General features: G+C 68.8%; 19 protein-coding genes and 1 tRNA gene. 10 read left to right on the forward strand and 10 right to left on the reverse strand.

Going from position 1 to position 22,571, the window contains the following annotated elements:
* The gene (mutS, locus tag ACTIFJ_RS05645; RefSeq protein WP_439533118.1) at positions 1-2,595 is read right to left on the reverse strand and encodes a DNA mismatch repair protein MutS; all 2,595 of its coding nucleotides are present in this window, start codon (positions 2,593-2,595) and stop codon (positions 1-3) included.
* A 97-nt stretch (positions 2,596-2,692) separates the two neighbouring features.
* Here mutS and ACTIFJ_RS05650 point away from each other — a divergent pair, with 97 nt between their 5' ends.
* The 3 genes from ACTIFJ_RS05650 to queG are packed head-to-tail and all read left to right on the forward strand — an operon-like array spanning position 2,693 to position 6,803.
* Complete coding sequence (locus ACTIFJ_RS05650) at positions 2,693-4,957, forward strand: NADP-dependent malic enzyme (RefSeq protein ID WP_439533119.1); 2,265 nt, start codon at positions 2,693-2,695, stop codon at positions 4,955-4,957.
* Positions 4,957-5,745, forward strand: a complete 789-nt coding sequence (locus ACTIFJ_RS05655; protein ID WP_439533120.1) for an alpha/beta fold hydrolase — start codon at positions 4,957-4,959, stop codon at positions 5,743-5,745. The genes ACTIFJ_RS05650 and ACTIFJ_RS05655 overlap by 1 nt, the downstream gene beginning before the upstream one ends.
* Positions 5,742-6,803: a tRNA epoxyqueuosine(34) reductase QueG gene (gene queG, locus ACTIFJ_RS05660; RefSeq protein WP_439533121.1), complete on the forward strand. Its 1,062-nt coding sequence runs from the start codon at positions 5,742-5,744 to the stop codon at positions 6,801-6,803. The genes ACTIFJ_RS05655 and queG overlap by 4 nt, the downstream gene beginning before the upstream one ends.
* Positions 6,804-6,996: 193 nt before the next feature.
* On the opposite strand, the gene ACTIFJ_RS05665 is transcribed toward queG, so the two are convergent.
* The 7 genes from ACTIFJ_RS05665 to ACTIFJ_RS05695 all read right to left on the reverse strand — a co-directional run bounded on the left by ACTIFJ_RS05665 (position 6,997) and on the right by ACTIFJ_RS05695 (position 14,323).
* Complete coding sequence (locus ACTIFJ_RS05665) at positions 6,997-8,997, reverse strand: transglycosylase domain-containing protein (RefSeq protein ID WP_439533122.1); 2,001 nt, start codon at positions 8,995-8,997, stop codon at positions 6,997-6,999.
* Between the two features lie 10 nt (positions 8,998-9,007).
* Entirely contained in the window at positions 9,008-9,784 is a 777-nt protein-coding gene (locus tag ACTIFJ_RS05670; protein ID WP_439533123.1) for a HesA/MoeB/ThiF family protein, read from the reverse strand.
* 8 nt (positions 9,785-9,792) lie between these two features.
* Positions 9,793-10,245 carry a dUTP diphosphatase gene (gene dut, locus ACTIFJ_RS05675; protein WP_439533124.1) on the reverse strand — a complete coding sequence of 151 codons (453 nt, stop codon included), beginning with the start codon at positions 10,243-10,245 and terminating at the stop codon, positions 9,793-9,795.
* A complete protein-coding gene (gene coaBC / locus ACTIFJ_RS05680; protein WP_439533125.1) occupies positions 10,235-11,407 on the reverse strand; it encodes a bifunctional phosphopantothenoylcysteine decarboxylase/phosphopantothenate--cysteine ligase CoaBC in 1,173 nt (390 codons plus the stop codon). Before coaBC ends, dut begins: the two co-directional genes overlap by 11 nt.
* A 44-nt stretch (positions 11,408-11,451) precedes the next feature.
* Positions 11,452-11,964 carry a GNAT family N-acetyltransferase gene (locus ACTIFJ_RS05685; RefSeq protein WP_439533126.1) on the reverse strand — a complete coding sequence of 171 codons (513 nt, stop codon included), beginning with the start codon at positions 11,962-11,964 and terminating at the stop codon, positions 11,452-11,454.
* 80 nt (positions 11,965-12,044) lie between these two features.
* Positions 12,045-13,574: an AarF/UbiB family protein gene (locus ACTIFJ_RS05690; protein ID WP_439533127.1), complete on the reverse strand. Its 1,530-nt coding sequence runs from the start codon at positions 13,572-13,574 to the stop codon at positions 12,045-12,047.
* An 8-nt stretch (positions 13,575-13,582) separates the two neighbouring features.
* Positions 13,583-14,323 carry a class I SAM-dependent methyltransferase gene (locus ACTIFJ_RS05695; RefSeq protein ID WP_439533128.1) on the reverse strand — a complete coding sequence of 247 codons (741 nt, stop codon included), beginning with the start codon at positions 14,321-14,323 and terminating at the stop codon, positions 13,583-13,585.
* Between the two features lie 86 nt (positions 14,324-14,409).
* Between ACTIFJ_RS05695 and mutM the strand changes: the two genes are divergently transcribed.
* From mutM to ACTIFJ_RS05720, 5 genes are all read left to right on the forward strand, one after another.
* A complete protein-coding gene (gene mutM / locus ACTIFJ_RS05700) occupies positions 14,410-15,225 on the forward strand; it encodes a bifunctional DNA-formamidopyrimidine glycosylase/DNA-(apurinic or apyrimidinic site) lyase (protein ID WP_439533129.1) in 816 nt (271 codons plus the stop codon).
* Between the two features lie 214 nt (positions 15,226-15,439).
* Complete coding sequence (rpsT, locus tag ACTIFJ_RS05705; protein WP_439533130.1) at positions 15,440-15,709, forward strand: 30S ribosomal protein S20; 270 nt, start codon at positions 15,440-15,442, stop codon at positions 15,707-15,709.
* A gap of 681 nt (positions 15,710-16,390) precedes the next feature.
* Positions 16,391-17,773: a chromosomal replication initiator protein DnaA gene (gene dnaA / locus ACTIFJ_RS05710; RefSeq protein ID WP_439533131.1), complete on the forward strand. Its 1,383-nt coding sequence runs from the start codon at positions 16,391-16,393 to the stop codon at positions 17,771-17,773.
* Between the two features lie 39 nt (positions 17,774-17,812).
* A complete protein-coding gene (locus ACTIFJ_RS05715; protein ID WP_439533132.1) occupies positions 17,813-18,724 on the forward strand; it encodes a DMT family transporter in 912 nt (303 codons plus the stop codon).
* 88 nt (positions 18,725-18,812) lie between these two features.
* Positions 18,813-18,989, forward strand: a complete 177-nt coding sequence (locus tag ACTIFJ_RS05720) for a YegP family protein (protein ID WP_439533133.1) — start codon at positions 18,813-18,815, stop codon at positions 18,987-18,989.
* Positions 18,990-19,005: 16 nt separating this feature from the next.
* Here ACTIFJ_RS05720 and ACTIFJ_RS05725 read toward each other — a convergent pair whose 3' ends face one another.
* Positions 19,006-19,284 (reverse strand): 4a-hydroxytetrahydrobiopterin dehydratase, encoded by a 279-nt coding sequence (locus tag ACTIFJ_RS05725; protein ID WP_439533134.1) that lies wholly within the window; start codon positions 19,282-19,284, stop codon positions 19,006-19,008.
* 45 nt (positions 19,285-19,329) lie between these two features.
* Between ACTIFJ_RS05725 and ACTIFJ_RS05730 the strand changes: the two genes are divergently transcribed.
* Entirely contained in the window at positions 19,330-19,725 is a 396-nt protein-coding gene (locus ACTIFJ_RS05730) for a metallopeptidase family protein (protein ID WP_439533135.1), read from the forward strand.
* Between the two features lie 17 nt (positions 19,726-19,742).
* Here ACTIFJ_RS05730 and ACTIFJ_RS05735 read toward each other — a convergent pair.
* Positions 19,743-19,816, reverse strand: a tRNA-Gly gene (locus ACTIFJ_RS05735).
* Positions 19,817-20,053: 237 nt separating this feature from the next.
* Here ACTIFJ_RS05735 and ACTIFJ_RS05740 point away from each other — a divergent pair.
* Positions 20,054-22,571: beta strand repeat-containing protein (locus ACTIFJ_RS05740; RefSeq protein ID WP_439533136.1), on the forward strand; the 2,518-nt coding region annotated here is incomplete at its 3' end.

The following is a 22,571-nucleotide window of genomic DNA, read 5'->3' on the forward strand; positions in this document are numbered from 1 at the left end:
CTATCGCTCTCCCCCCCGTTTGAACTCCGCCTGTGCCTGAAGCTCGGCCAGCAGGTCCAGTGCCTCGCGCGGCGTCGTCGCATCGATGTCGATCCGCGCCAGCGCCTCGCGCAGCGGATCGGCTTCTGACGCCGGCGCGGCAGCGAACAGCGGCAGCTCGGCCAGCCCTGCCGCCAGCCCGCCGGTCTTCTCGCGGTTCGCCTCCAGCCGCATCAGCACGCTCTTCGCCCGCGCCAGCACCGGCGCCGGCACACCGGCCAGCCGCGCTACCGCCAGCCCATAGCTGCGGTCGGCCGCGCCGGGCTCGACCTGATGCAGGAAGATCAGTTCGCCCTTCCACTCGCGCACCCGCACATGGGCGTTGGCCAGCCCGCGCAGCTTCTCCCTCAGCCCGGTCAGCTCATGATAATGGGTAGCGAACAGGCAGCGGCAGCCAAGGTCGTCGTGCACCGCCTCCAGCACCGCCCAGGCGATGGCAAGACCGTCATAGGTGCTGGTGCCGCGCCCCACCTCGTCGAGGATCACCAGGCTGCGCGCCGTCGCCCCGGTCAGGATCGCCGCGGTTTCTACCATCTCGACCATGAAGGTGCTGCGCCCCTGCGCCAGGTCGTCGGACGCGCCGACCCGGCTGTAGAGCCGGTCGACAATGCCGATATGGGCGTCGGCCGCCGGCACGAAGCTGCCGGCCTGGGCCAGCACGGCGATCAGCGCATTCTGGCGCAGGAAGGTCGATTTGCCCGCCATGTTCGGCCCGGTCACCAGCCACAGCCGGGCATCGGCCGACAGGTCGCAATCATTGGCGATGAACGCCCCGCCGCCTCGCCGCACCGCCGCCTCCACCACCGGATGCCGGCCCCCGTGCACCGCAAAGGCCATGCTCGAATCGACGATGGGCCGCACCCAGGTCTCGGTGCTGGCCAGCTCCGCCCAGCCGGCGGCGACATCGAGCCGCGCCAGCGCCTGCGCGGTCTCGCCGATCGCCGCGCTATCGGCCAGGACCGCCTCGCGCAGCCCTTCGAGATGCGCGGCCTCGGCCGCCAGCGCATGGTCGGCGGCCTGGGCGATCGTCGCCGCCAGCCCGGACAGCTCGACGCTGCCGAACCGCACCTGCCCGGCGAGCGTCTGGCGGTGGATGAACCCGGAGTCAGCCGCCATCAGCGGATCGGCGGCCCGCGCCGGCACCTCGATATGATAGCCGAGCACGCCATTGTGACGGACTTTCAGGCTGGCGATGCCGGTCTCGCCGCGCAGCCGCGCCTCCAGCCCGGCGACAGCCGCGCGCCCGTCGCGCGCGGTGGCCTTCAGCGCATCGAGCGCCGCGTCATGGCCGGGCCGGATGCTGCCGGCCGCTTCCAGCGGCGGCGCGTCGACCAGCGTCTCGGCAAGTTCGCCCAGCAGCGCCCCATGCGCGCCGATCCGCCCCAGGGTCTCGCCGAGCAGCGCCGGCGCCAGCGGCTCCGGCGCCAGCTGCGCCTTCAGTGCCAGCGCCTGCGCCAGCCCGTCGCGGATCTGGCCCAAGTCGCGCGGCGTCCACCGCCCGATCGCCAGCCGTGCCAAGGCCCGCGCCAGATCGGGTGCCTGCGCCAGCGCCTGCCTTGTGCGCGGCCGCGCCAGCGGATGGCTGCAGAACCACGCCACCAGGTCGAGCCGGGCATTGATCGCCGCCGCATCGGTCAGCGGCGCGGCGAGGTCGGCACCGAGCAGCCGGCTGCCGGCCGCGGTCACCGCCCGGTCGACGACCGCTTCGAGGCTACCGCCCCCACGCCCCTTGCGCGCCAGCTCAAGGCTGGCCCGCGTCGCCGCGTCGATCGCCATGGTACTGCCCGGCAGCTCCTGGCGCGGCGGGCTCAGCAGCGGTGCCGCGTCGCGCGCGGTGGCCTTCACATAGGCCAGCAGCGCCCCCGCCGCGCCCAGCTCCCCGGCGCTGAACCGCCCCCAGCCCTCGAGCGTCGCTACACCGAACCACGCTTTCAGCGCCGCCTCGCCGCGCGCCGGGCTGAATTCCGCCGCCGGGCGCGGCGTCGCTGCATGGCCGGCGGGGGCGGCTTCGTCCTCGGGATGCAGCAGCTCCGCCGGTGCCAGCCGCGCCAGCTCGGCCGCCAGCTCGGCCGGGCTGCCGGCGCGGGTGTGAAAACTGCCGGTGGAAAGATCGAGCCAGGCAATCGCATCGGCATGGGTCGCAGCCAGCCAGTTGGCACTGCGCGCTTCCAGCAGCGTCTCCTCGGTCAGCGTGCCCGGCGTGATGATCCTTGTGATGGCGCGCGCCACCAGCGACTTGCCGGGCCGCTTGCGGGCCTCGGCCGGGCTCTCGATCTGCTCGGCCACCGCCACATGATGGCCGGCGCGGATCAGCCGGGCCAGATAGGCCTCGGCCGCATGCACGGGCACCCCGCACATCGGGATCGGCTCGCCCTGATGCTCGCCGCGGGACGTCAGCGTGATGTCGAGCGTTGCCGCCGCCGCCTTGGCATCGTCGAAGAACAGCTCGTAAAAGTCGCCCATGCGGAAAAACAGCAGGCAGCGTTCCGCCTCGCGTTTCAGCACCAGATACTGGGCGATCATCGGAGAGGCGGTCACGGTATCTGGCACGGACATCTGGTTAGTGGCTGCCATGGCGGATGAGAAGAGCCCTCGGCCCTTGGCGTAGAGGCCTGCTGCCCGTATCAGGGTCGCGATCAGCGGGAGGTGCCGGATGGCCAAGGACAAGACGGGTGATGATTTCGGTGACCGCGAGGCGCTTCTGTTCCACAGCCGCGGCCGGCCGGGGAAGCTCGACATCATCGCCTCGAAGCCGATGGCGACCCAGCGTGACCTGAGCCTTGCCTATTCGCCCGGCGTCGCCGCCCCGGTTCGCGCCATCGCCGCCGATCCCGATGCCGCCTATGATTACACGATCAAGGGCAATCTCGTCGCCGTCATCTCCAACGGCACCGCCATCCTCGGCCTCGGCAACCTTGGCGCGCTCGCCTCCAAGCCGGTGATGGAAGGCAAGGCCGTCCTGTTCAAGCGCTTCGCCGACATCGATTCGATCGATATCGAGCTGGCCAGCGAGGATGTCGACAAGCTCATTGCGGCCATCGAGATCATGGAGCCCAGCTTCGGCGGCATCAACCTCGAGGACATCAAAGCCCCCGAATGCTTCATCATCGAGACCACGCTCAAGGAGCGGATGAACATCCCGGTCTTCCACGATGACCAGCACGGCACCGCCATCGTCGCCGCCGCCGGCGTCATCAACGCCATGTTCCTCACCGGCCGCAAGGCCGAGGACGTCAAGCTCGTCGTCAACGGGGCCGGCGCCGCCGCCATCGCCTGCACCGAGCTGATCAAGGCCTATGGCGTCAAGAATGTGCTGATGTGCGACACCAAGGGCGTCATCTACCAGGGCCGTACCGAGGGCATGAACCAGTGGAAGTCCGCCCATGCCGCCATCACCGAGGACCGCACGCTCGAAGACGCGATGCGCGGCGCCGACATCTTCCTCGGCCTCAGCCAGAAGGGTGCAGTCAGCGCCGCCATGGTCGCCAGCATGGCCCCGCAGCCGATCATCTTCGCCATGGCCAACCCCGATCCCGAGGTGACCCCCGAGGAGGTCGCCAGCGTCCGCTCGGATGCCATCGTCGCCACCGGCCGGTCGGACTATCCCAACCAGGTCAACAACGTCCTCTGCTTCCCCTATCTGTTCCGCGGCGCGCTCGATGTCCGCGCCACCTGCATCAACGAGGAGATGAAGCTGGCCGCCGCCAATGCGCTGGCCGATCTCGCCCGCCAGCAGGTGCCCGATGAAGTCGCCGCCGCTTACGGCGGCAAGGCCCGCACCTTCGGCCGCGACTATATCATCCCCACCCCCTTCGATCCCCGTCTGATCGAACAGGTGCCGATCGCCGTCGCCAAGGCCGCCATGGCCTCGGGCGTCGCCCGCAAGCCATTCTTCGATGAGGCCGCCTATCGCCAGCAGCTGCGCGCCCGCCTCAACCCGACCACCTCGGTGCTGGCCGGCGCCGTGGAGGCCGCCCAGGCCCGTCCGCGCCGCGCCATCTTCGCCGAGGGCGAGCAGGAAGTGGTGCTGCGCGCCGCCGTAACCTACCGCAACGCCGGCTACGGCGAGCCGGTGCTGGTCGGCCGCGAGGCGCCGATCCGCGAGGGGCTGGCCCGCATCGGCGTCACCGATATCGACAGCTTCGAGATCCACAACAGCGCGATGAGCCCGCTCGTCCCGCAGATGGTCGAGATGCTCTATACCCGGCTCCAGCGCCGCGGCTATCTCCGCCGCGACGTCCAGCGAATGGTCAACCATGAGCGCAACGTCTTCGGCAGCCTGCTGCTGGAGCTCGGCGTCGGCGACCTGATGCTCACCGGCGTCACCCGCAATTTCGCCACTACCTTCCGCCAGGTCCGGCTGGTGCTCGATCCTCTGGCCGACCACCGGCCGTTCGGCGTCCACCTCGTCGTCGGCAAGTCGGAGACGATCTTCATCGCCGACACCACGGTGACCGAACGCCCGGACGCCGAGCAGCTCGCCACCATCGCCGAGGAGACCGCCGCCGTCGCCCGCCGGCTCGGGCAGGAGCCGCGCGTCGCGCTCCTCAGCTACTCGAATTTCGGCAACCCGCCCGGCACCATCGTCAGCCATATTCGCGAGGCCGTGGCGCTGCTCGACGAGCGCCGCGTCGGCTTCGAATATGAAGGTGAGATCTCGGCCGATGTCGCGCTCAACCCGTCGCTGCGCGCACTCTATCCGTTCTCGCGCCTGTCCGGCCCGGCCAATGTGCTGATCATGCCCGGCCTCCATGCCGCCAACATCTCGTCCAAGCTGCTGAAGGAGATCGGCGGTGCCCGCGTGCTCGGCCCGTTCCTCGTCAACATGGAGCGGCCGGTGCAGATCGTGCCGATGACCGCATCCGCCGGCGATATCGTCACCACCGCGGTGCTCGCCTCCACCGGGGTCGTCATGTGATGACCGGCAGCGGCGGCCAGAAGCCACCGCTCGTCTTCATCCACGGCATGTGGTCGACGCCGGCCGCCTTCGCCCGCGTCCGCGCCGCGCTGGAGGCGCGCGGCTGGGAGACGCACGCCCCGGCGCTGCCCTTCCACGACCGTGATCCCTCGCTGCCGCCGCCGCTCGAGCTCGGCCGCATCACCATCGAGGACTATGTCCAGGCGCTGGCCGGCGGCATCGCCCGGCTCGGCACCCCGCCGGTGCTGATCGGCCATTCGATGGGCGGCATGCTGGCGCAGATCCTTGCCTCAAGATTGCCCCACGCCGGCCTCATCCTGCTCGCCACCGGCGCCACGGCCGACACCCAGACGTTCGCCATCGCGCCGCTGCGCACCATGGCCAGCACCATCGCCCGCTGGGGCTGGTGGGAGGAGCCCACGCGCATTGCCCCTTCTGCCGCCCGCTGGGGCATCTACAATGAGGTGCCCGAGTCCGTCGCTGCCGCGGAAATCGCCGCCCATGTCTGGGATTCGGGCCGTGTCCTTGCCGAAATGGTGTTGCCGGGCCTGTCCAAAACCGGCGCCACCCGCGTCGACGGCCGTCGCCTTTCCAGGCCCGCTCTGATCGTCATCGGCGAGGAAGACCGCATCACGCCCCCCGCCATCTCGCGCGCCACCGCCCGCATGCTCGCCGGCCCGGTCGATTATCACGCGCTGTCGGGCGTCGGCCACTGGCTGTTCTGGGGCGATCCCGAGGCCCGCGTTACCGCGCTGATCGCCGACTGGCTGGACCGGCTGCCGACATGACGCTGGTCGCAGGGCTGCAGCGGGAAGCCGCCGCGCTCGGCTTCGCCAGCCTCGGCATCGCCCCGGCCGACGCCGCGCCGGAAGCCGCCGCCCGGCTGCGCGCCTGGCTCGACGCCGGCCGCCACGGCGACATGCTATGGATGGCCGAAACCGAGGCGCGGCGCGGCAGTCCCGCCGGCCTCTGGCCCGAGGTCCGCTCGGTGATCATGCTCGGCACCAGCTACGCCCCCGTCGTCGACCCGCTGCGCCTTGCCGACCATCCCCGCCACGGCGCCATCTCGGTCTACGCGCTCGGCCAGGATTATCACGACATCATCAAGAAGCGCCTCAAGGCCCTCGCCCGCTGGCTCGTCGCCGAAGCCCCTCATGCCGATCTCAAGGTCTTCGTCGACACCGCGCCGGTCATGGAAAAGCCGCTCGCCGCCGCCGCCGGCCTTGGCTGGCAGGGCAAGCATACCAATCTCGTCAGCCGCAGCCATGGCAGCTGGCTGTTCCTGGGCGCCATCTACACCACGCTCGATCTCGCCCTGCCGCCGCAACCGCAACCGCGCTGCGGCTCCTGCCGCCGCTGCCTCGACGCGTGCCCGACCAACGCCTTCCCGGCGCCCGGCCAACTCGATGCCCGCCGCTGCATCTCCTACCTCACCATCGAGCACAAAGGCCCGATCCCGGTCGAATTCCGCCGCGCCATCGGCAACCGCATCTACGGATGCGACGATTGCCTCGCCGCTTGCCCCTGGAACCGCTTCGCCCAGGCCGCCGCCGACTTCAAGGGCCAGGACGGCCCGCTCCAGCCCCGCGCCGAACTCGTCGCCCCCCGGCTCGCCGACCTGCTCGCCCTCGATGACGAAAGCTTCCGCACCGTCTTCGCCGGCTCCCCCATCAAGCGCATCGGCCGCGGCCGCATGGTCCGCAACGCCGCCATCGCCGCCGGCAACGCCGCCGACCCCGCTCTCGCCCCCGCGCTCACCGCCCTGCTCGCCGACCCGGATCCGGTCATCGCCGAAGCGGCGGGGTGGGCACTGGCGCAGGGGAGGGAGTCTCCGGCGGGAGGGTAAGTGCCTCCGGCGGTAGCAAGATGCCTCCGGCGGCTGGGGCCGCAGGCCCCCGACCCCAATCATTGAGTTCATCCCGCAGGACCGTCGGCCGTCGCCATGCAAAGGCCGGATTATCGGGGTCTGGGGCCTACGGCCCCAGCCGCCGGAGGCACCTCTTACCACCGGAGGCACTTCTCTTACCGCCGGAGGCCCCTCACCGCGGCCCGTTCAACGTTTCATCCAGCCATGCATCATCCAGTCGCGGCGGCGCCGACTCGACCGGTTGCTGGATGTCCTCGCTCGGGTAGGTTTCGCTGTCGCCTTCGGTGATTCCATAGGCTTCGTTATCGGGCTCGACGAAATAGGGGTCGAGTTCGCTGGCGAGGCTGGTGGTCAGCGGTTCGGGCGGGGTGCCGCCGACGGCCTTGGCCATGAAGGCGGCGAAGGCGCGGGCAGGGGCCCGGCCGCCGGCGAGCCCGGGGATGGCGCGGGCGTCGTCGCGGCCCATCCACACCCCGGCGGTGAGCGACGGGGTGAAGCCGAGGAACCAGCCGTCCTTGTTGGAGGAGGTAGTCCCGGTCTTGCCGGCAAGCGGCCGGCCGATCTGTGCGGCGCGGCCGGTGCCGGTCTCCACGGCGGCCTGGAGCAGGTCGGTCATCCGCGCCGCCACAAAGGGCGCGACGACAACGCGCCGGGGCGGCTCATCGCGTTCATAGAGCACGGCGCCGTCGGCGGTGGTGATGCGGGTAATGCCATAGGGCCGCGCCTCGGTGCCCTGGTTGGCGACGGTGGCATAGGCCTGGGTCATGTCGATCAGCGTCACGTCGGAGGTGCCGAGCACCATCGCCGGCTGGCGGTCGACGCGCGTGCTGATCCCCATCCGCCGGGCCATTTCCGCCACCGCATCGAAGCCGACGCGGTTGCCGATATCGGCGGCGACGGTGTTGACCGACTGGGCGAAGGCGGCGCGCAGTGTCATCGCGCCGAGATAGCGGCCGTTGGAGTTGCGCGGCGACCAGCGGCCGATGGTGATCGGCTTGTCTTCGACAGCGTCCTCCGGTGTCATCCCGGCCTCGAGCGCGGCGAGATAGACGAACAGCTTGAACGCCGATCCCGGCTGACGGCGGGCAGTGACGGCGCGGTTGTAGTTGGAGCGGACATAGTCCCGCCCGCCGACCATTGCCTTGACCGCCCCGTCATGCGCCATGGCGACGAGTGCGCCCTGGGCGCCGGCCGGCGTCTCGGCGGCGATCGCGGCCTCGGCGGCGCGCTGAGCGCCGGCGTCGAGCGTGGTCTGCACCTGGATCGGCTCGGGCGTCTCGTCGATCAGCGTGTCGAGCTGGGTCAGCACCCAGTCGGTGAAATAACGGGAGCCGGCCTTGCGGTCCGAGACGGTGAAGCGCACGGCGGCCGGATCGGCGGCGGCGGCCTGCGCCGGGGTGACGCTGCCGGCATCGACCATGCGGGTGATCACCGTAGCCGCCCGGCGCCGCGCCGCTTCCGGATCGGCCGAGGGCGCATAGCGGGAGGGCGCCTTGACCAGCCCGGCGATGATCGCCGCCTCCTCGATGCTCAGCTGCGTCGCCGGATGGCCGAAGAAGCGCCGCGAGGCGGCATCGATCCCATAGGCGCCGCCGCCGAAATAGACCCGGTTCAGGTACAGCTCGAGGATTGCCTCCTTGCTGAACTTGCGCTCAAGCGCCAGCGCCAGCACCACTTCGCGGCCCTTGCGTCCGAAGGTCTTCTTGGAGGTCAGGAAGAGGTTGCGCGCCAGCTGCTGGGTGATCGTCGAGCCACCCTGCACATTCGCCCCGGCCTGCCAGTTGACATAGGCCGAGCGGGCGATGCCGATCGGGTCGATGCCCGGATGCCAGTCGAACCGCCGGTCCTCCACCGCGATCATCGCGTTGCGCATGGTGGCGGGGATCCGCGAATAGGGTAGCCACTCGCCGTAGCTGGGGCCGATGCTGGCGAGCAGCTGGCTATCGGTATCGCGCAGTTCGATCGACTGGCCGTTGGGCGAGCGTTTGAGCGTCGTATAGTCGGGCAGCCCGGACCAGCTGACCGCCACCGCCACGGTCAGCACGATCAGCGCCAGCAGGGTGAGCACCAGCCCGGCCTGTGCCATGCCGACGGCCAAGCGCCCCAACGGCCCGCGCTCGCGGGTCTTGCGGCCCGGCGCAGGTCGGGAAGAGCGATGGGGGGAACGCGACACGCCGGCGCCTCTAGGAAGCAATTGCGGCGCTGTGATGGCCGCACGCCGCGCAGCCGGGGTCGCGCGGCAGCCGCACCCGCCGCTGCCGGCCGGCCAGCCCGTCGAAGATCATCAGCGTGCCCGCCTGGCTGTCCCCGAAGGCGGCCAGTTCGCGAAGCGCCTCCAGCGCCATCAGGCTGCCGATGATCCCGGCCGTCGGCCCGAGCACGCCGACATCGGCGCAGCTCGTCCCCGGCCGGTCCACCGCCGGGCCGACCAGGCACTGATAGCAGGGCAGGGGCGGCGCATGCCCCTTGAATACCCCGAGCTGGCCGTCGAAGGCGCCGATGCTGCCGGCTACCAGCGGCACCCCGGCCGCAATCGCCGCTCTGTTGACCGCCAGCCGCGTCGAAAAACTGTCCGAGCCGTCGAGCACCAGATCCTGCCCGTCGAGCAGCGCCGGCGCCGTATCGGCATCGAGCCGCGCCTGCACCGGCACCAGGTCGACATGCGGGTTGAGCGCCGCCAGCCGCGCCGCCGCCGCCGTCACCTTTGGCTGGCCGATATCGGCGGTTGTATAAAGGATCTGCCGCTGGAGATTGTCGAGGCTGACAATATCATCATCGATCAACGTCAGTTGGCCGACCCCGGCCGCCGCCAGATAAAGCGCCGCCGGGCAGCCGAGCCCGCCCATGCCGACCAGCGCCACCCGTGCCTGCTTCAGCTTGCGCTGCCCGGCGCCGCCCAGCTCGCGCAGGATCAGCTGGCGCGCATAGCGCTCCAGCTCGGCATCTTCCAGCCGGGTCACGCGCGAATTCACACGCCTGTCGAGCCGAAGCCGCCGCCGCCCCGCACGGTCGCATCCAGGCTGTCCACAATCTTCAGCCGCGCCCGCACCACCGGCGCTACCACCAGCTGCGCGATCCGCATCCCGCGCTCGATCAGCACCGGTTCGCTGCCGAGGTTGACCAGCAGCACCTTCAGCTCGCCGCGATAGTCGCTGTCGATCGTCCCCGGCGCATTGGCCACGGTCAGCCCCCGCTTCAGCGCCAGCCCCGAGCGCGGCCGTACCTGAACCTCGAAGCCGTCCGGAATCGCCATCGCCAGCCCGGTCGGCACGGCAGCGCGCGCGCCCGGCGCCAGCGTCAGCGGCGCGTCGATTGCCGCCACCACATCCATCCCCGCCGCCCCGGCGCTGGCATAATGCGGCAGCGGCAGGTCGGCGCCATGCGGCAGCCGCTGCACGGCCACAGAAATCTCAGATGTCATCGGCAATCCTCATCGCCAGCCGCCGGGCGATGGCGGCCTTGCTCGCCTTCCCCCAGTCCTCGCTGCCCGCGCCGGTCAGCAGATGGACATGATTGTCCTCGCTGCCGAACACGCCGTCGCTCACATCATTCGCCACCAGCCAGTCGCAGCCCTTCGCCACGCGCTTGGCCGCCGCCTTGGCCAGCAGATCGCCGGTCTCGGCGGCAAAGCCGATCAGCCGCCCGGGCCGCAGCGGATGCTGCGCCAGTCCAGCGAGGATATCGGGGTTCTCCTCCAGCCGCAGCACCGGCATGCCGCTGCCCTTCTTGATCTTGGTCGCCGCCGCTTCCACCCGCCAGTCGGCGACGGCGGCCACCATCACCGCGATATCGGCCGGCAGCGCCGCTTCCACTGCCGCCGCCATGTCGCGCGCGCTTTCCACATCGATCCGCTCGACCCCGGCCGGCGTCGCCAGCGTTACAGGCCCTGCAATCAAACTCACCCGCGCGCCCAGCGCCGCCAGCGCCCCGGCCACGGCGAAACCCTGCTTGCCGGACGAACGATTGGCGATGTAACGGACCGGATCGATCGCCTCATGCGTCGGCCCGGCGGTGACGATCGCATGCCGTCCCGCCAATTTCTTCTCGCCGAAATGCGCGGCCACCGCCGCCATCAGCGCTGGCAGTTCGGGCAGCCGCCCCGGCCCGGTCTCGCCGCAGGCCATCGCCCCCACCTCGGGCGGCACGATCGTCACGCCGCGCGCCACCAGCGTCGCCGCATTGGCCCGTGTCGCCGCATGCTCCCACATCCGCACGTTCATCGCCGGCGCCATCATCACCGGCGTGTCGGTCGCCAACAGCAGCGTCGTCGCCAGATCGTCGGCAAGTCCCGCAGCGGCGCGCGCCATCAGGTCGGCGGTGGCCGGGCAGACCAGGATCAGGTCTGCGGCGCGGGACAGCGCGATATGGCCCATCGTCGCCTCGTCTTCGAGTGTCCACAGCGAGGTCCGCACCGGCGCCTCGGCCAGCGCCGACAGGCTCAGCGGCGTTACGAAGCGGCTGCCCCCCTCGGTCAGCACCGGCAGTACGCGGGCGCCGGCCCGGCGCAGTTCGCGCAGCAGGTCGAGGGCCTTGTAGGCAGCAATGCCGCCGCCGACGATCAGGAGAATGGTCTTGCCGTGCACCGGTCTTCCTTAGCCCGGCCGGCAGGCGGTTGAAATAGCGCGCGCTACAGCCGCTTGAAGTAGAGGCTGCCCGGCGCCAGCCCGCCGTGCGGCATCATCGACATCGCCGGCACATCGCCGATCTTGTCCCAGCCGGCGCGTTCGAACAGCCGAGCCGCCGTGCTGCCGCTCACCATTTCGCAGGTCAGCAGCCAGCGCCCGCGCTTGGTGGCCTCCGCCTCGGCCATCGCCAGCAGGGCTGCGCCGACCCCATGCTGCTGATGGTCGCGCCGCACGATCAGCATCGTCACCGTCGCCCGGTGCGCCTGGTTCGGCGTCGTCTCCAGCCCGATCGAGACGGTGCCGATGATCTCGCCGCCTTCCACCGCCGCCAGCACGGCCAGCCGGCCCGCGGCCACCGCGTCGGACTGGGCGTGCCAAAACCGGTCCATATCGTCTGCGGTACACGTCTCGAGGAAGCAGGTGCTGGCACCGTCTTCGATCGCTTCGCGCACGATCGCCGACAATTGCGGAAACAGCTCAGCGCGCCGTTCCGCCTTCAAGACCCTTATCTGCATCGTCCCGTCCACGCACTTCCATTTTGTTAATGCGTGATCAAAACTGAAAGATCTATTAATTTTTTGTGATCAGACCTGTTTCAGGACAGCCAGTGGCCCAGTCCTACCCCCAGCCCGAGCACCAGCAGCAGCCAGCCGGTCGACCAGCCGCTGCGGGTGACGATCACCGGCAACGCTGGTCCCGGCGGCGCCGCCTCGGGAATCGGATGCGCATCGACCCATTGCCGGAAGATGCGCGGCAGCTGGTTCAGCGCATGCACGGTTTCGGCCAGCCGGTCGGCGATCTGCGCCTCGGGGCCGAGCTCGTCGCGCACCCATTCGCGCACATAGGGCTCGGCCATCTCCCACATGTTGACCGTCGGATCGATGGTCAGCGCCACGCCCTCGACCATCACCATCGTCTTCTGCAGCAGCAGTAGGTGCGGCTGAACCGGCATGTCGAAGCTGCGGGTGATCGCGAACAGCCCCTCCAGCAGATCGGTGATGGCAATGTCGCGCGCCCGCTTGCCCCGGATCGGCTCGCCCACCGAGCGCAGCGCGGTGGCAAAGGCATCGACATTATGATGCGCCGGCACATAGCCGGCCTCGAAGTGGATCTCCGCCACCCGCTTGTAATTGCCGGTGATCAGTCCGAACAATATCTCCGCCAGATATTTCCGCGCCCGCCGGTTCATCCGGCCCATGATCCCGAAGTCGACCACCGCCAGCCGCGCGCCCTGACCATTGGCCGGCGGGATCACGAACAGATTGCCCTGGTGTAGATCGGCATGAAAAAAACCCTGACCGATCGCCTGCGCCAGAAAGCCGTCGACCAGCACCGACGCCAGATGCCGCCGGTCGAATTCGATCCCGTCGAGCCGCTCGCGGTCGTTGAGCTTGATGCCGTCGATCCAGTCGATCACCAGCACGCGCCGCGCCGAGCGCTCCCAGTCGATTCCCGGCACCAGAAAGTCCGGCGTCCCCAGCAGCGCCTCGCCCAGCTCTGAAGCCGACGCCGCCTCGCGCCTGAGATCAAGCTCGGTCTCGGTCCAGGTCCGGAAGGTGGCGATCACCGCGCGCGGCCGCAGCCGGGCGAATTCGCCGCCCAGCCGCTCCAGCTGCGCCGCCGCCCATTCATAGGTACTGATCGCCCGCGCCAGATCGGCCTCGATCCCGGGCCGCAGCAGCTTGATCGCCACCGCCCGGCCTTCGCTGGTCACACCCCGGTGCACCTGCGCCATCGAGGCCGCGCCCACCGGCTCCGGGTCGATCGACTGGAACTTCGTTTGCCACGGCGCCCCCAGCGCTTCGTCGAGCGATCGTTCGATCGCCGCGAACGGCAGCGGCGGCACTTGGTCCTGCAGACGCACAAGGTCCAGCGCCGCCTCGGTGCCGATCAGGTCGGGCCGTGTTGCCAGCGCCTGGCCGAACTTGATCGCCGCCGGACCCACGGCGGTCAGCCCGCCGGCAAAGTCCGGTACCAGCGGCGCTCCGGTGCCAATCCGCGCGATCCGGGCAATCACCCGCAGCGCCATCGGCGCCCGCACGCTCTCGAACGGCCGCAGCGCCCCGTGCCCGGCCAGCCGCCGCCCCCAGACCAGCATTCGCCAGAGATGGACCAGCGCCATCATCGGCCGGATCAGACCTTCCAGCCGCTATGAACCGCCACGGCGCCGCCAAGGATCGGCCGGTAATGCACGCGCGAGAAGCCGGCCTCGCCGATCATCGCGGCGAATTCCGGCATCGGCGGAAACCGCCGGATCGATTCGATCAGATAGCGATAGGAATCGCCGTCGCCAGCCACCGCCTGGCCGATCCGGGGCACCAGCTTCTCCGAATAGAGATCATAGAGCTCGGCAAAGCCCGGCCAGGTCGTCGTGCTGAATTCCAGGCAGAAGAAGCGCCCGCCGAAGCGCAGCACCCGGTGCGCCTCGCGCAGCGCCGCCGGTATGTCGGTGACATTCCGGATGCCGAAGGCAATCGTATAGGCGTCGAAGCTGCGGTCGGGCAGCGTCAGCACCTCGGCATTTTCCTCGCGCCACACCAGGCTGGTCAGCCCCTGCTCGGCGGCGCGTTCCATCCCCACTTCCAGCATCGCCGGGTTGATGTCGGCGACCGTCACATCGGCGCCGCGCCGCGCCATCCGGAAGGCGATGTCGCCGGTGCCGCCGGCCATGTCGAGAATCTGCTCGCCCGGCCGCGGGTTGATCGTGGCCACGAAGTCGTTCTTCCACAGCCGGTGCGCGCCCGCCGACATCAGGTCGTTCATGATGTCGTAGCGCTTCGCCACCGAGGCGAATACCGCGCCGACGCGCCGCGTCTTTTCTTCGGGCGCCACCTGTTCGTAGCCGAAACTGACCGTCTCGCGTTCCACCTGCATCTCCTGCGCACCTGCCGGCCTGTTAGCCCGCCCTTGGCGCGCGCGCAAACGCGGCATAAGGCTGCCCCCCAACCCAGAGAACCACCATGCCCGAGCTTCCCGAAGTCGAGACCGTCATGCGCGGCCTCACCCCCGCCTGGCTCGGCCAGCGCTTCGCCCGCGTCCAGCTCAACCGCGACGGCCTGCGCCGCCCCTTTCCCGAGGATCTCGGCCAGCGGCTGACCGGCGCCCGCGTCACCGCCGTCCATCGCCGAGCCAAATACGGGCTGGTCGACACCGATCGCGGCGACACCCTCATCCTCCACCTCGGCATGTCGGGCCGCATGCGCCTCGATCCCATCGAAATCCTTAAGCACGATCATGTGCTGTTCGAGACCGACGCCGGCCGCCGCGTCGCCTTCAACGATCCCCGCCGCTTCGGCTCGCTCGATCTCACCCCGACCGGTCAGATCGCCACCCACCCGCTGCTCGCCGGTCTCGGCCCGGAGCCGCTCGGCACCGATTTCAACGCCGCCATGCTCGCCCGCGCCTTCGCCGGCCGCGCCGCCCCGGCCAAGGCGCTGCTGCTCGATCAGCGGCTGATCGCCGGGCTCGGCAACATCTATGTCTGCGAGGCGCTGTTCCGCGCCCGCATCGATCCCCGCCGCGCCGGCGGCGCCGTCTCCCGCCCGCGCCTCGCCGCCCTCGCTGCCGCCATTCCCCTGGTGCTGGAGGAAGCCATCGCCGCCGGCGGCTCGTCGCTGCGCGATCACGCCGCCCCGGACGGCACGCTCGGCTATTTCCAGGCCGGCTTCGAGGTCTATGGCCGCGAGGGCCAGCCCTGCCCGGCCTGCACCCGGCCGATTACCCGCACCGTCCAGTCGGGCCGGTCGACCTTCCATTGCGAGCGGTGCCAGAAATAGCCTCCGGCGGCTGGGGCCTCAGGCTCCAGACCCCAAGAATAGGGACCGGCCCCCTAAATGGGGTCCGGGGCCGAGGCCCCGGCCGCCGGAGGCGCCTTGCAACTTGATCTTGACCCGCCCCGGCCCCCGGTCTATGCCGCCCACCTTCCGGGGCAGGCCTTGCTTGCGCCGCAAACCATATTGAACCCGCGTTCTTCCATTATCAGGATCATTCATGGCCAACACGCCCCAGGCTGAAAAGCGCATTCGCAGGAACGATCGTCGTGCCGCCATCAACAAGGCGCGTGTCAGCCGCATCCGCACTTTCGTCAAAAAGGCCGAATCGACCATCGTCGCCGGTGACGCTTCCGAAGCCGCGGCGGCGCTGGCCGCAGCCCAGCCCGAAATGATGCGCGGCGTCGCCAAGGGCGTGTTCCACAAGAACACCATCTCCCGGAAGATCTCGCGGCTCGCCAAAAAGGTGAAGGCGCTGGCCCAGGCCTGAGGCTTTCTTCACACTCATTATCAGGCGGCGTCGGACTTCTCGTCCGGCGCCGTTTTTCATTGTCCGGACGAATCGCCGACTGAGCGAGTCGGGTGTCCGCTGCGCGCTGCGGGCCGGCTTTTTCCGCTGTCGGCGCGGTCCGGCAGCGGCAACGGAAATGACAGGCAGGTTTCATCGTCGCCGAATCGGCTTTCGACGGTAATCTGGAAAAAGACGACAATACAGTGCCTTGGCCGGCGTCGTTGACCCCTCTGTCATCAAGGCGTCACACCGATGTCACGAAAAATCAGCCACTTGATTACAGGCCGTGGCAAATTCGCCGAACTCCGTGTCAAGGCGCTTTATTGCGCCTGAACGCAATTCTGGCCCTTGCCGCAGCCGCCCCGCGCGGCTTAATTCAGCCCTCGGAACAGCCCGCGTCTGCCGCAATTGCGGTCATGGGTTGATTGCCTGACCAGTGTGTTTTTGACGTCGCCTTCGCGGCGCGAGGAGAGGCTTTGCCTGTTCTCGTGGCCGGAATCCGACGCCCGGCATCGCATGGCGCAGGCGCTGGAAACGGGGGCGAAGGTCCCCAGGTCATGACAAGGGTCAACCTTGTCAGGGGAAGGGCAGTCAGCAGTGGCAAGTTCGGCATTTTCGTCATCGGTCCCGCCACACAAGCCCACCGCGACTGCTCCTGCCATGGCCCATGGCCGCCTGCCCGGTGCGGAACCCGCCGCGGCCACAGCCGAGGACCGGCTGCTCTGGGAGCAGGTTCGCGCCGCGCTTCGCTCCGAATCGGGTGCCCGCAATTTCGAGACCTGGCTGGCGCCGCTCGCCTTCCTGCGCTGCGAAGGCGCCGATGTGCACCTCGCGGCGCCCTCGGCCTTCCTGGCCGATTGGGTCAACACCCATTTCGCCGAGCGCCTGCGCCAGCTCTGGGCCCAGCGCCGGCCCGGCAGCCGGCATGTCATCGTCACCGTCCAGGCCGGCGGTGCCCCGGTCGTCGGCATCGCCGCCAATAGCGCCGATATCGTGCCGGACACGGAGATGGCGCTGAGCCTGCCGATCGAGAGCCGCTACAGTTTCGAGAATTTCGTCGTCGGCAAGTCGAACGAGTTGGCCTACAACGCCGCGCTCGCCGTCGCAGCCACCGGCACCCCGGGCTTCAACCCGCTGTTCCTCCACAGCACCACCGGGCTCGGCAAGACCCATCTGATGCACGCCATCGGCAACGCCCTGCAGGCGCGGATGCCGCATGCCCATATCATCTACATGTCGGCCGAGAAGTTCATGATCGAGTTTCTCGCCGCGCTGCGCGCCAAGGATTCGATCGCGTTCAAGCAGCGGCTGCGTTCGGCCGACCTGCTGATGGTCGATGACGTCCAGTTCATCGCCGGCAAGGAATCGACGCAGGAAGAATTCTTCCACACGATGAACGAGATCATCAGCTCGGGGAAGCGGCTGGTGCTCTCCGCCGACCGCAGCCCGCAGAACCTGGAGGGCATCCAGGAGCGCATCCTCAGCCGCATGGCCTGGGGCCTGGTCGCCGACATCAACCCGGCCGATTACGAGCTGCGCCTCAACATCCTTCACGCCAAGGTCGCCGCCCTGCCCAATGCGGTCGCGGTCCCCGATGACGTCATCGAGTTCCTTGCCCGCCGGATCACCGCCAATGTCCGCGAGCTCGAAGGTGCGCTCAACCGCGTCGCCGCCTATGCCAGCCTGGTCAATCAGCCGGTCACGCTCGAATTCGCCCGCGCCACCCTCGCCGATCTGCTGCGCGCCCATGAGCGCAAGCTCAGCATCGACGATATCCAGCGCAAGGTCGCCGAGCATTACCGCCTCAAGCTGTCGGACCTGCTCTGTGCCCGCCGCGCCCGCGAGGTCGCCCGTCCGCGCCAGGTCGCCATGTATCTCGCCAAGAAGCTGACCCCGCGCTCGCTCCCCGAGATCGGCCGGCGCTTCGGCGGCCGCGATCACACCACCGTCATGCACGCCGTCAAGCGCATCGAGGAACTGCGCGCCCTCGACCGCGAGCTCGATGCCGATGTGGTGCTGCTCACCCGCCAGCTCGACGGTTGACCCTTTCCCTCGTCGGCCACGGCGGCTAACCCCGGCGGCGTGTCCGCCCCCCCCACCTCCCGGATCACCCCCGCCGTCCGCGGCGTGATGATGATGGTCTTTGCCTGCATCGCCTTCTCGTCGATGTGGGTGATGATCCGCTACGCCTCCGCGTCGCTGCACAGCCTCGAGGTGGTGTTCTTCCGCAACCTTATCGGCCTGCTCGTGCTGGTGCCCATGATCCTCGCCAATCCCGGGCTGATTGTCTGGCGCCGCTGGAAGCTCCATGCCGCGCGCGGCACCTCGGGCTTCATCGCCACCATGGGCACTTTCTTCGCTGTCGCCAACGCCCCGCTCACCATCGCGCTCTCGATCAACTACACCGCCCCGCTGTTCGCCACCGTCGGCGCCGTGCTCTTCCTCGGCGAGCGAATCCGCGCCCGCCGCGTCCTCGGCCTGGCCGTGGGCTTCATCGGCATGCTGATCGTCGTCCGCCCTGGCCAGATGCCGCTGACGCCCGGCGTGCTGGCGGCGCTGGTCTCGGCGCTCGCCACCGCCTTCGCCGTCATCGCCATCCGCCATCTGGTCGGCACCGATGACAGCCGCGCCGTCGCCGTCTGGTCGTTCATCTTCAACCTGGTGCCGAGCTTCTTCCTCGCGCTGTTCGTCTGGCGCTGGCCGGCGCTTCATGTCTGGCCGCTGCTGATCGGCATCGGCGCCGCCGCCGCGCTCGGCCAGCTGGCATTGACCCGCGCCTTCTCGCTCGCCGAAGCCTCGATGCTGCTGCCCTTCGATTTCGTCCGCTTCGGACTGGTCACCCTTGCCGGCATCACCCTGTTTTCGGAACGCTACGATGTCTTCACCCTGCTCGGCGGCGCGCTGATCCTGCTTTCCACCATCTATCTGGCGCTGCGCGAGGCCCAGGTCGCCCGCCACGCCCGCGCCGCCAGCCTGCCCCAAAATCCCAGCTGAAGCACCCCGGTCGCGCCCGTTCATCGGCTGTTGACAGAATGCTAAGCAGCGGGCGAAATTGTTCCTCCACAACCTGGGGAGGCATGACGTGGCGCACAAGTTCGAAATCTACAAGGATAAGGCTGGCGAGTTCCGCGTCCGCTTCAAGTTCAACAATGAGGTCATGTTCTCGACCGAAGGCTATAAGTCGAAGACCTCGGCCCAGAATGCCATCGACTCGTTCAGGAAGAACGGCCCCGACGCGCCCGTCGAAGACAATAGCTGAGGCCGCACCCGCGCCCTCACAGCGCGTCGATGGCGCGGGCGAGGGCGAAATCTCGCACCGTCAGCCCGCCCGCCTCATGCGTCGTCAGCCGGACATGGACCTTGTTCCAGACGTTCGACCATTCGGGGTGATGATCGGCCTTCTCGGCCAGCAGCGCCACCCGGGTCATGAAGCCGAAGGCGCCGACGAAATCGGCGAAGCGCCAGGTCCGTTCGATGCCATCGCCGTGCCGCGTCCACTCCGGCAGCGTCGCCAGCGCGGCGTCGATCTCGGCATCGTCCAGCTTCTTCACCATCGTCTTGCCCTCGCCAGCCGCCCGGAGTTTCCCTAGGTTCGGGCGATGACCGATACCATGGCTCCCGACATTGACGCCATCGAGCGAATCGCCCGCGCCGCCATGGCGCGGCTGCCGGCGGTGTTCCGCCGCCATCTTGCCAGCGTCGTCCTGCGCGTCGAGCCCTTCCCGGATGCCGATGTAATCGCCGAAATGGGGCTCGAAAGTGAATGGGATCTGCTCGGCCTCTACTGGGGCCGCCATGTCGGCATGAAGGGCGACGAGCCCACCGGCGCGATGCCGGACATGATTTTCCTGTACCAGCAGCCGCTGCTCGCCGAATGGTGTCAGGGCGAGGACAGTCTGGAGGCGCTGGTCACCCATGTCCTGGTCCATGAGGTCGGCCATCACTTCGGCCTGTCGGATGCCGACATGGAGGCGATCGAGGGCGAGGCGAGCTGAGCCGAATCGGCCTGCGGTGGAGCGGGTGAAGGGAATCGAACCCTCGTCGTAAGCTTGGGAAGCTTCTGCTCTGCCATTGAGCTACACCCGCGGATTCGCACCCGCGCGGCACCGACTGCCATGCCCCCTCTGTCCGGTCAACTCGGTCATCTCGCGCACGCCCGCCGTGCGCACCGGCTTTGGCGTGTCGAATTTATACAATTCACGATTGTGGATGAACATTATCCATCAAAAACATAGTTTACAGCTGGTTTGGTCGCACTTTATTCACTCTTTTTGTCGATATAGCGTATGTTTACGCAAGCATCTCGTTTCCTGGGGGCCTTCAATGATCAAAACTTCTCATCGTCCGTCCGTGGCGACTCGCGCCGCGTCCGTCCGTGCACTCCGTGTTTCCGGCCTTTCGGTCGCCGCCGCGCTGCTGGCGGGCACCGCCCTGGCCCCCGCCCAGGCCCAGCTCTGGACCGGCGCGACCAGCGTCGATGTCACGGTCGCCACCAACTATGTCGGCAACACCAACCCGGCCAATGGCGATGTGGTGTTCTTCAACGGCGCCCTCGCCAACCAGCCCGTTCTGGCGCTCGGCGATGCGCTCACCGTCAACACCGCCGTCGTCGTCGGTGGTATCCTGACGATCAATGGCGCGCTGACCGCGACCAACGGCGTCACCGTCGCCGAGCCGGGCGCGCTGGAAATCGCCGCCACCGGTTCGATCATCGGCGACCTCCTTTATTCGAGCCCCGAGATCGGGACCAACAACGGCACCATCAACGGCACGCTTGGCGTCGTCGGCGGCGTCTTCGCCAACCTCGGCACCGTCACCGGTGTCACCACGCTGTCCGGCGGCGTGCTTGAAGTGTCGGGCGGCGCTGTCCACAACGGCAACATCGTCATGAATGGCGGCAGCCTGCTGGGGACCGGTGACGTCACCCTGTCGCCGCCGCAGCTGGGCCTTCTGGCCGGCTCCGATTCGCGGATCGGCGCGGCCGCCGGCACCACGCTGCTGCTGACCCCCACCACCTATCAGCGGGCCCCCAATTCGATTCTCCGCATCGGCTCGGCGGACAATAGCGGCACGGTCGCCATCGGCGCCGGCAGCGTCACCACCGCGGCGGGCGCCGGCACCGGCCCGCGCGTCGTCATCGAGGGCGGCACCCTGCAGTACAACAATGCCACCTCCGCGACGAACTTCCTGTTCTACAACACCGGCACCACCGCCTCCACGACCATCGACGCGGGCGCCTCGCTCGATCTCGCGGGCTTCACCGCCAACGTCACCAATCTCGGCGGCGCCGGTACGGTCACCAATTCGAACGCCGGCAACGCCACGCTGCGCTTCCGCAACTCGGCCGCCAGCACCTTCTCGGGTTCGATCGAAGACGGCGCCGGCACCGTCTCTGTCGAGAAGCTGGGCACGGGCACCACTTTGACCCTGTCGGGCAACAGCAGCTTCAGTGGCGGCCTGACCATCAGCGCCGGCACCGTGGCGGTCACCCAGGGCGCGGCGCTCGGCACCGGCGATGTGTCCATGACCGCCCTCGGTCTCCTGCGTTTCGACGATTCGACGACGGTCACCAACAACATCGGTGCCGCGCTGCTGGTCCGCGTCAACACCAACGGCAATGATGTCGTTCTGCAGGGCTCGCTGTCCGGCCTCACCGGCCTCAAGCAGGGCGGCGGTCGGCTGACGCTCGAGAATGCCACCAACGGCGTCGGTCTGCTCACCGTCTCGGCGGGCGAGCTGAATGTGCTCGGCGGTGTCCAGGGCGCCCTGCTGCTGTCGGCCGGCAGCCTGCTGTCCGGTGACGGCACCGTCTCGGGCCTCGTTACCGGGGTCGGCAGCGCGGCGATTGCGCCGGGCGCGGCCGCCGGTGAAATCGGCACGCTCTCGGTCGGCAGCCTGGCCCTTGTCGGCGGCACCCAGCTCAATTTCGATCTCGGCCCGATCGGGCTGATCGGCGGGACCGATAATGATTTGATCGAGGTCGGCGGCGGGCTGGTTCTCGACGGTACACTGAACGTCACCTCGACGGCCGGGTTCAACACCGGCGTCGGTGCCTATCGCCTTATCAACTATGGCGGCGGCCTTACCAATCTCGGCGTCGACCTCGGCGCCGGCCTGCTCGCGCCCCCCACCGGTGTCAGCTACGCGATCGACACGACGGTGCTGGGCCAGGTCAACCTGCTCGTTTCCTATGCCGGCCTCTATTATTGGGACGGCGCCGGCACGGCCGCCGACGGCATCATCACCGGCGGCGCCGGCACCTGGACCGACGCCGACGTCAACTGGACCAATTCGGACGGCACCTTCAACCTCGCCTGGGCGCCGGCCGGTGCCACCGCTGTGTTCGCCACCGAAGGCGGTGCCGTCCAGGTTGACGGCGCCAAGAGCGTCGAAGGCCTCAATTTCGAGGTTGATGGCTATGAACTGTCCGGGGACACGCTGAACCTTGCCGGCGCAGGGCCGAATGAAATTCTCGTCGCGACCGATGCGACGGCGACCATCAACAACGTCGTCGCCGGTGCGAATGGTTTGACGAAGACAGGTTCTGGCACGTTGGTTTTGAATGGCGAGAACATGTACGCGGGCGGGACGTTGTTGTCTGCGGGGACGGTTCGTGCGGGGAGCGACACGGCGCTGGGTGCTGGGTCGTTGTCGATGTCGGACGGGACGGTGTTGGCGCTGGACACGGTATCGCTGGCCAATGATGTGGCGATCACGGGGACCGGTACGGTTGACCTGTTGCTGGGCGATTCGACGCTGTCGGGGGCGATCTCGGGCGGTGCGCTTGTGGTTGGCAGTTCGGACGGCACGGCGACCGTGGAGACCGCGGGGCTGACCCTGT

This window comes from Polymorphobacter sp. (assembly GCF_051860865.1).
Classification (GTDB): Bacteria; Pseudomonadota; Alphaproteobacteria; order Sphingomonadales; family Sphingomonadaceae; genus Sandarakinorhabdus.

Coding starts and splice junctions, on each gene's coding strand:
- mutS (WP_439533118.1), bottom strand. CDS start 2,595: ATGTCCGTGCCAGATACCGTGACCGCCTCTCCGATGATCGCCCAGTAT.
- ACTIFJ_RS05650 (WP_439533119.1), top strand. CDS start 2,693: ATGGCCAAGGACAAGACGGGTGATGATTTCGGTGACCGCGAGGCGCTT.
- ACTIFJ_RS05655 (WP_439533120.1), top strand. CDS start 4,957: ATGACCGGCAGCGGCGGCCAGAAGCCACCGCTCGTCTTCATCCACGGC.
- queG (WP_439533121.1), top strand. CDS start 5,742: ATGACGCTGGTCGCAGGGCTGCAGCGGGAAGCCGCCGCGCTCGGCTTC.
- dut (WP_439533124.1), bottom strand. CDS start 10,245: ATGACATCTGAGATTTCTGTGGCCGTGCAGCGGCTGCCGCATGGCGCC.
- ACTIFJ_RS05685 (WP_439533126.1), bottom strand. CDS start 11,964: ATGCAGATAAGGGTCTTGAAGGCGGAACGGCGCGCTGAGCTGTTTCCG.
- ACTIFJ_RS05690 (WP_439533127.1), bottom strand. CDS start 13,574: ATGATGGCGCTGGTCCATCTCTGGCGAATGCTGGTCTGGGGGCGGCGG.
- ACTIFJ_RS05695 (WP_439533128.1), bottom strand. CDS start 14,323: ATGCAGGTGGAACGCGAGACGGTCAGTTTCGGCTACGAACAGGTGGCG.
- mutM (WP_439533129.1), top strand. CDS start 14,410: ATGCCCGAGCTTCCCGAAGTCGAGACCGTCATGCGCGGCCTCACCCCC.
- rpsT (WP_439533130.1), top strand. CDS start 15,440: ATGGCCAACACGCCCCAGGCTGAAAAGCGCATTCGCAGGAACGATCGT.
- dnaA (WP_439533131.1), top strand. CDS start 16,391: ATGGCCCATGGCCGCCTGCCCGGTGCGGAACCCGCCGCGGCCACAGCC.
- ACTIFJ_RS05725 (WP_439533134.1), bottom strand. CDS start 19,284: ATGGTGAAGAAGCTGGACGATGCCGAGATCGACGCCGCGCTGGCGACG.
- ACTIFJ_RS05730 (WP_439533135.1), top strand. CDS start 19,330: ATGACCGATACCATGGCTCCCGACATTGACGCCATCGAGCGAATCGCC.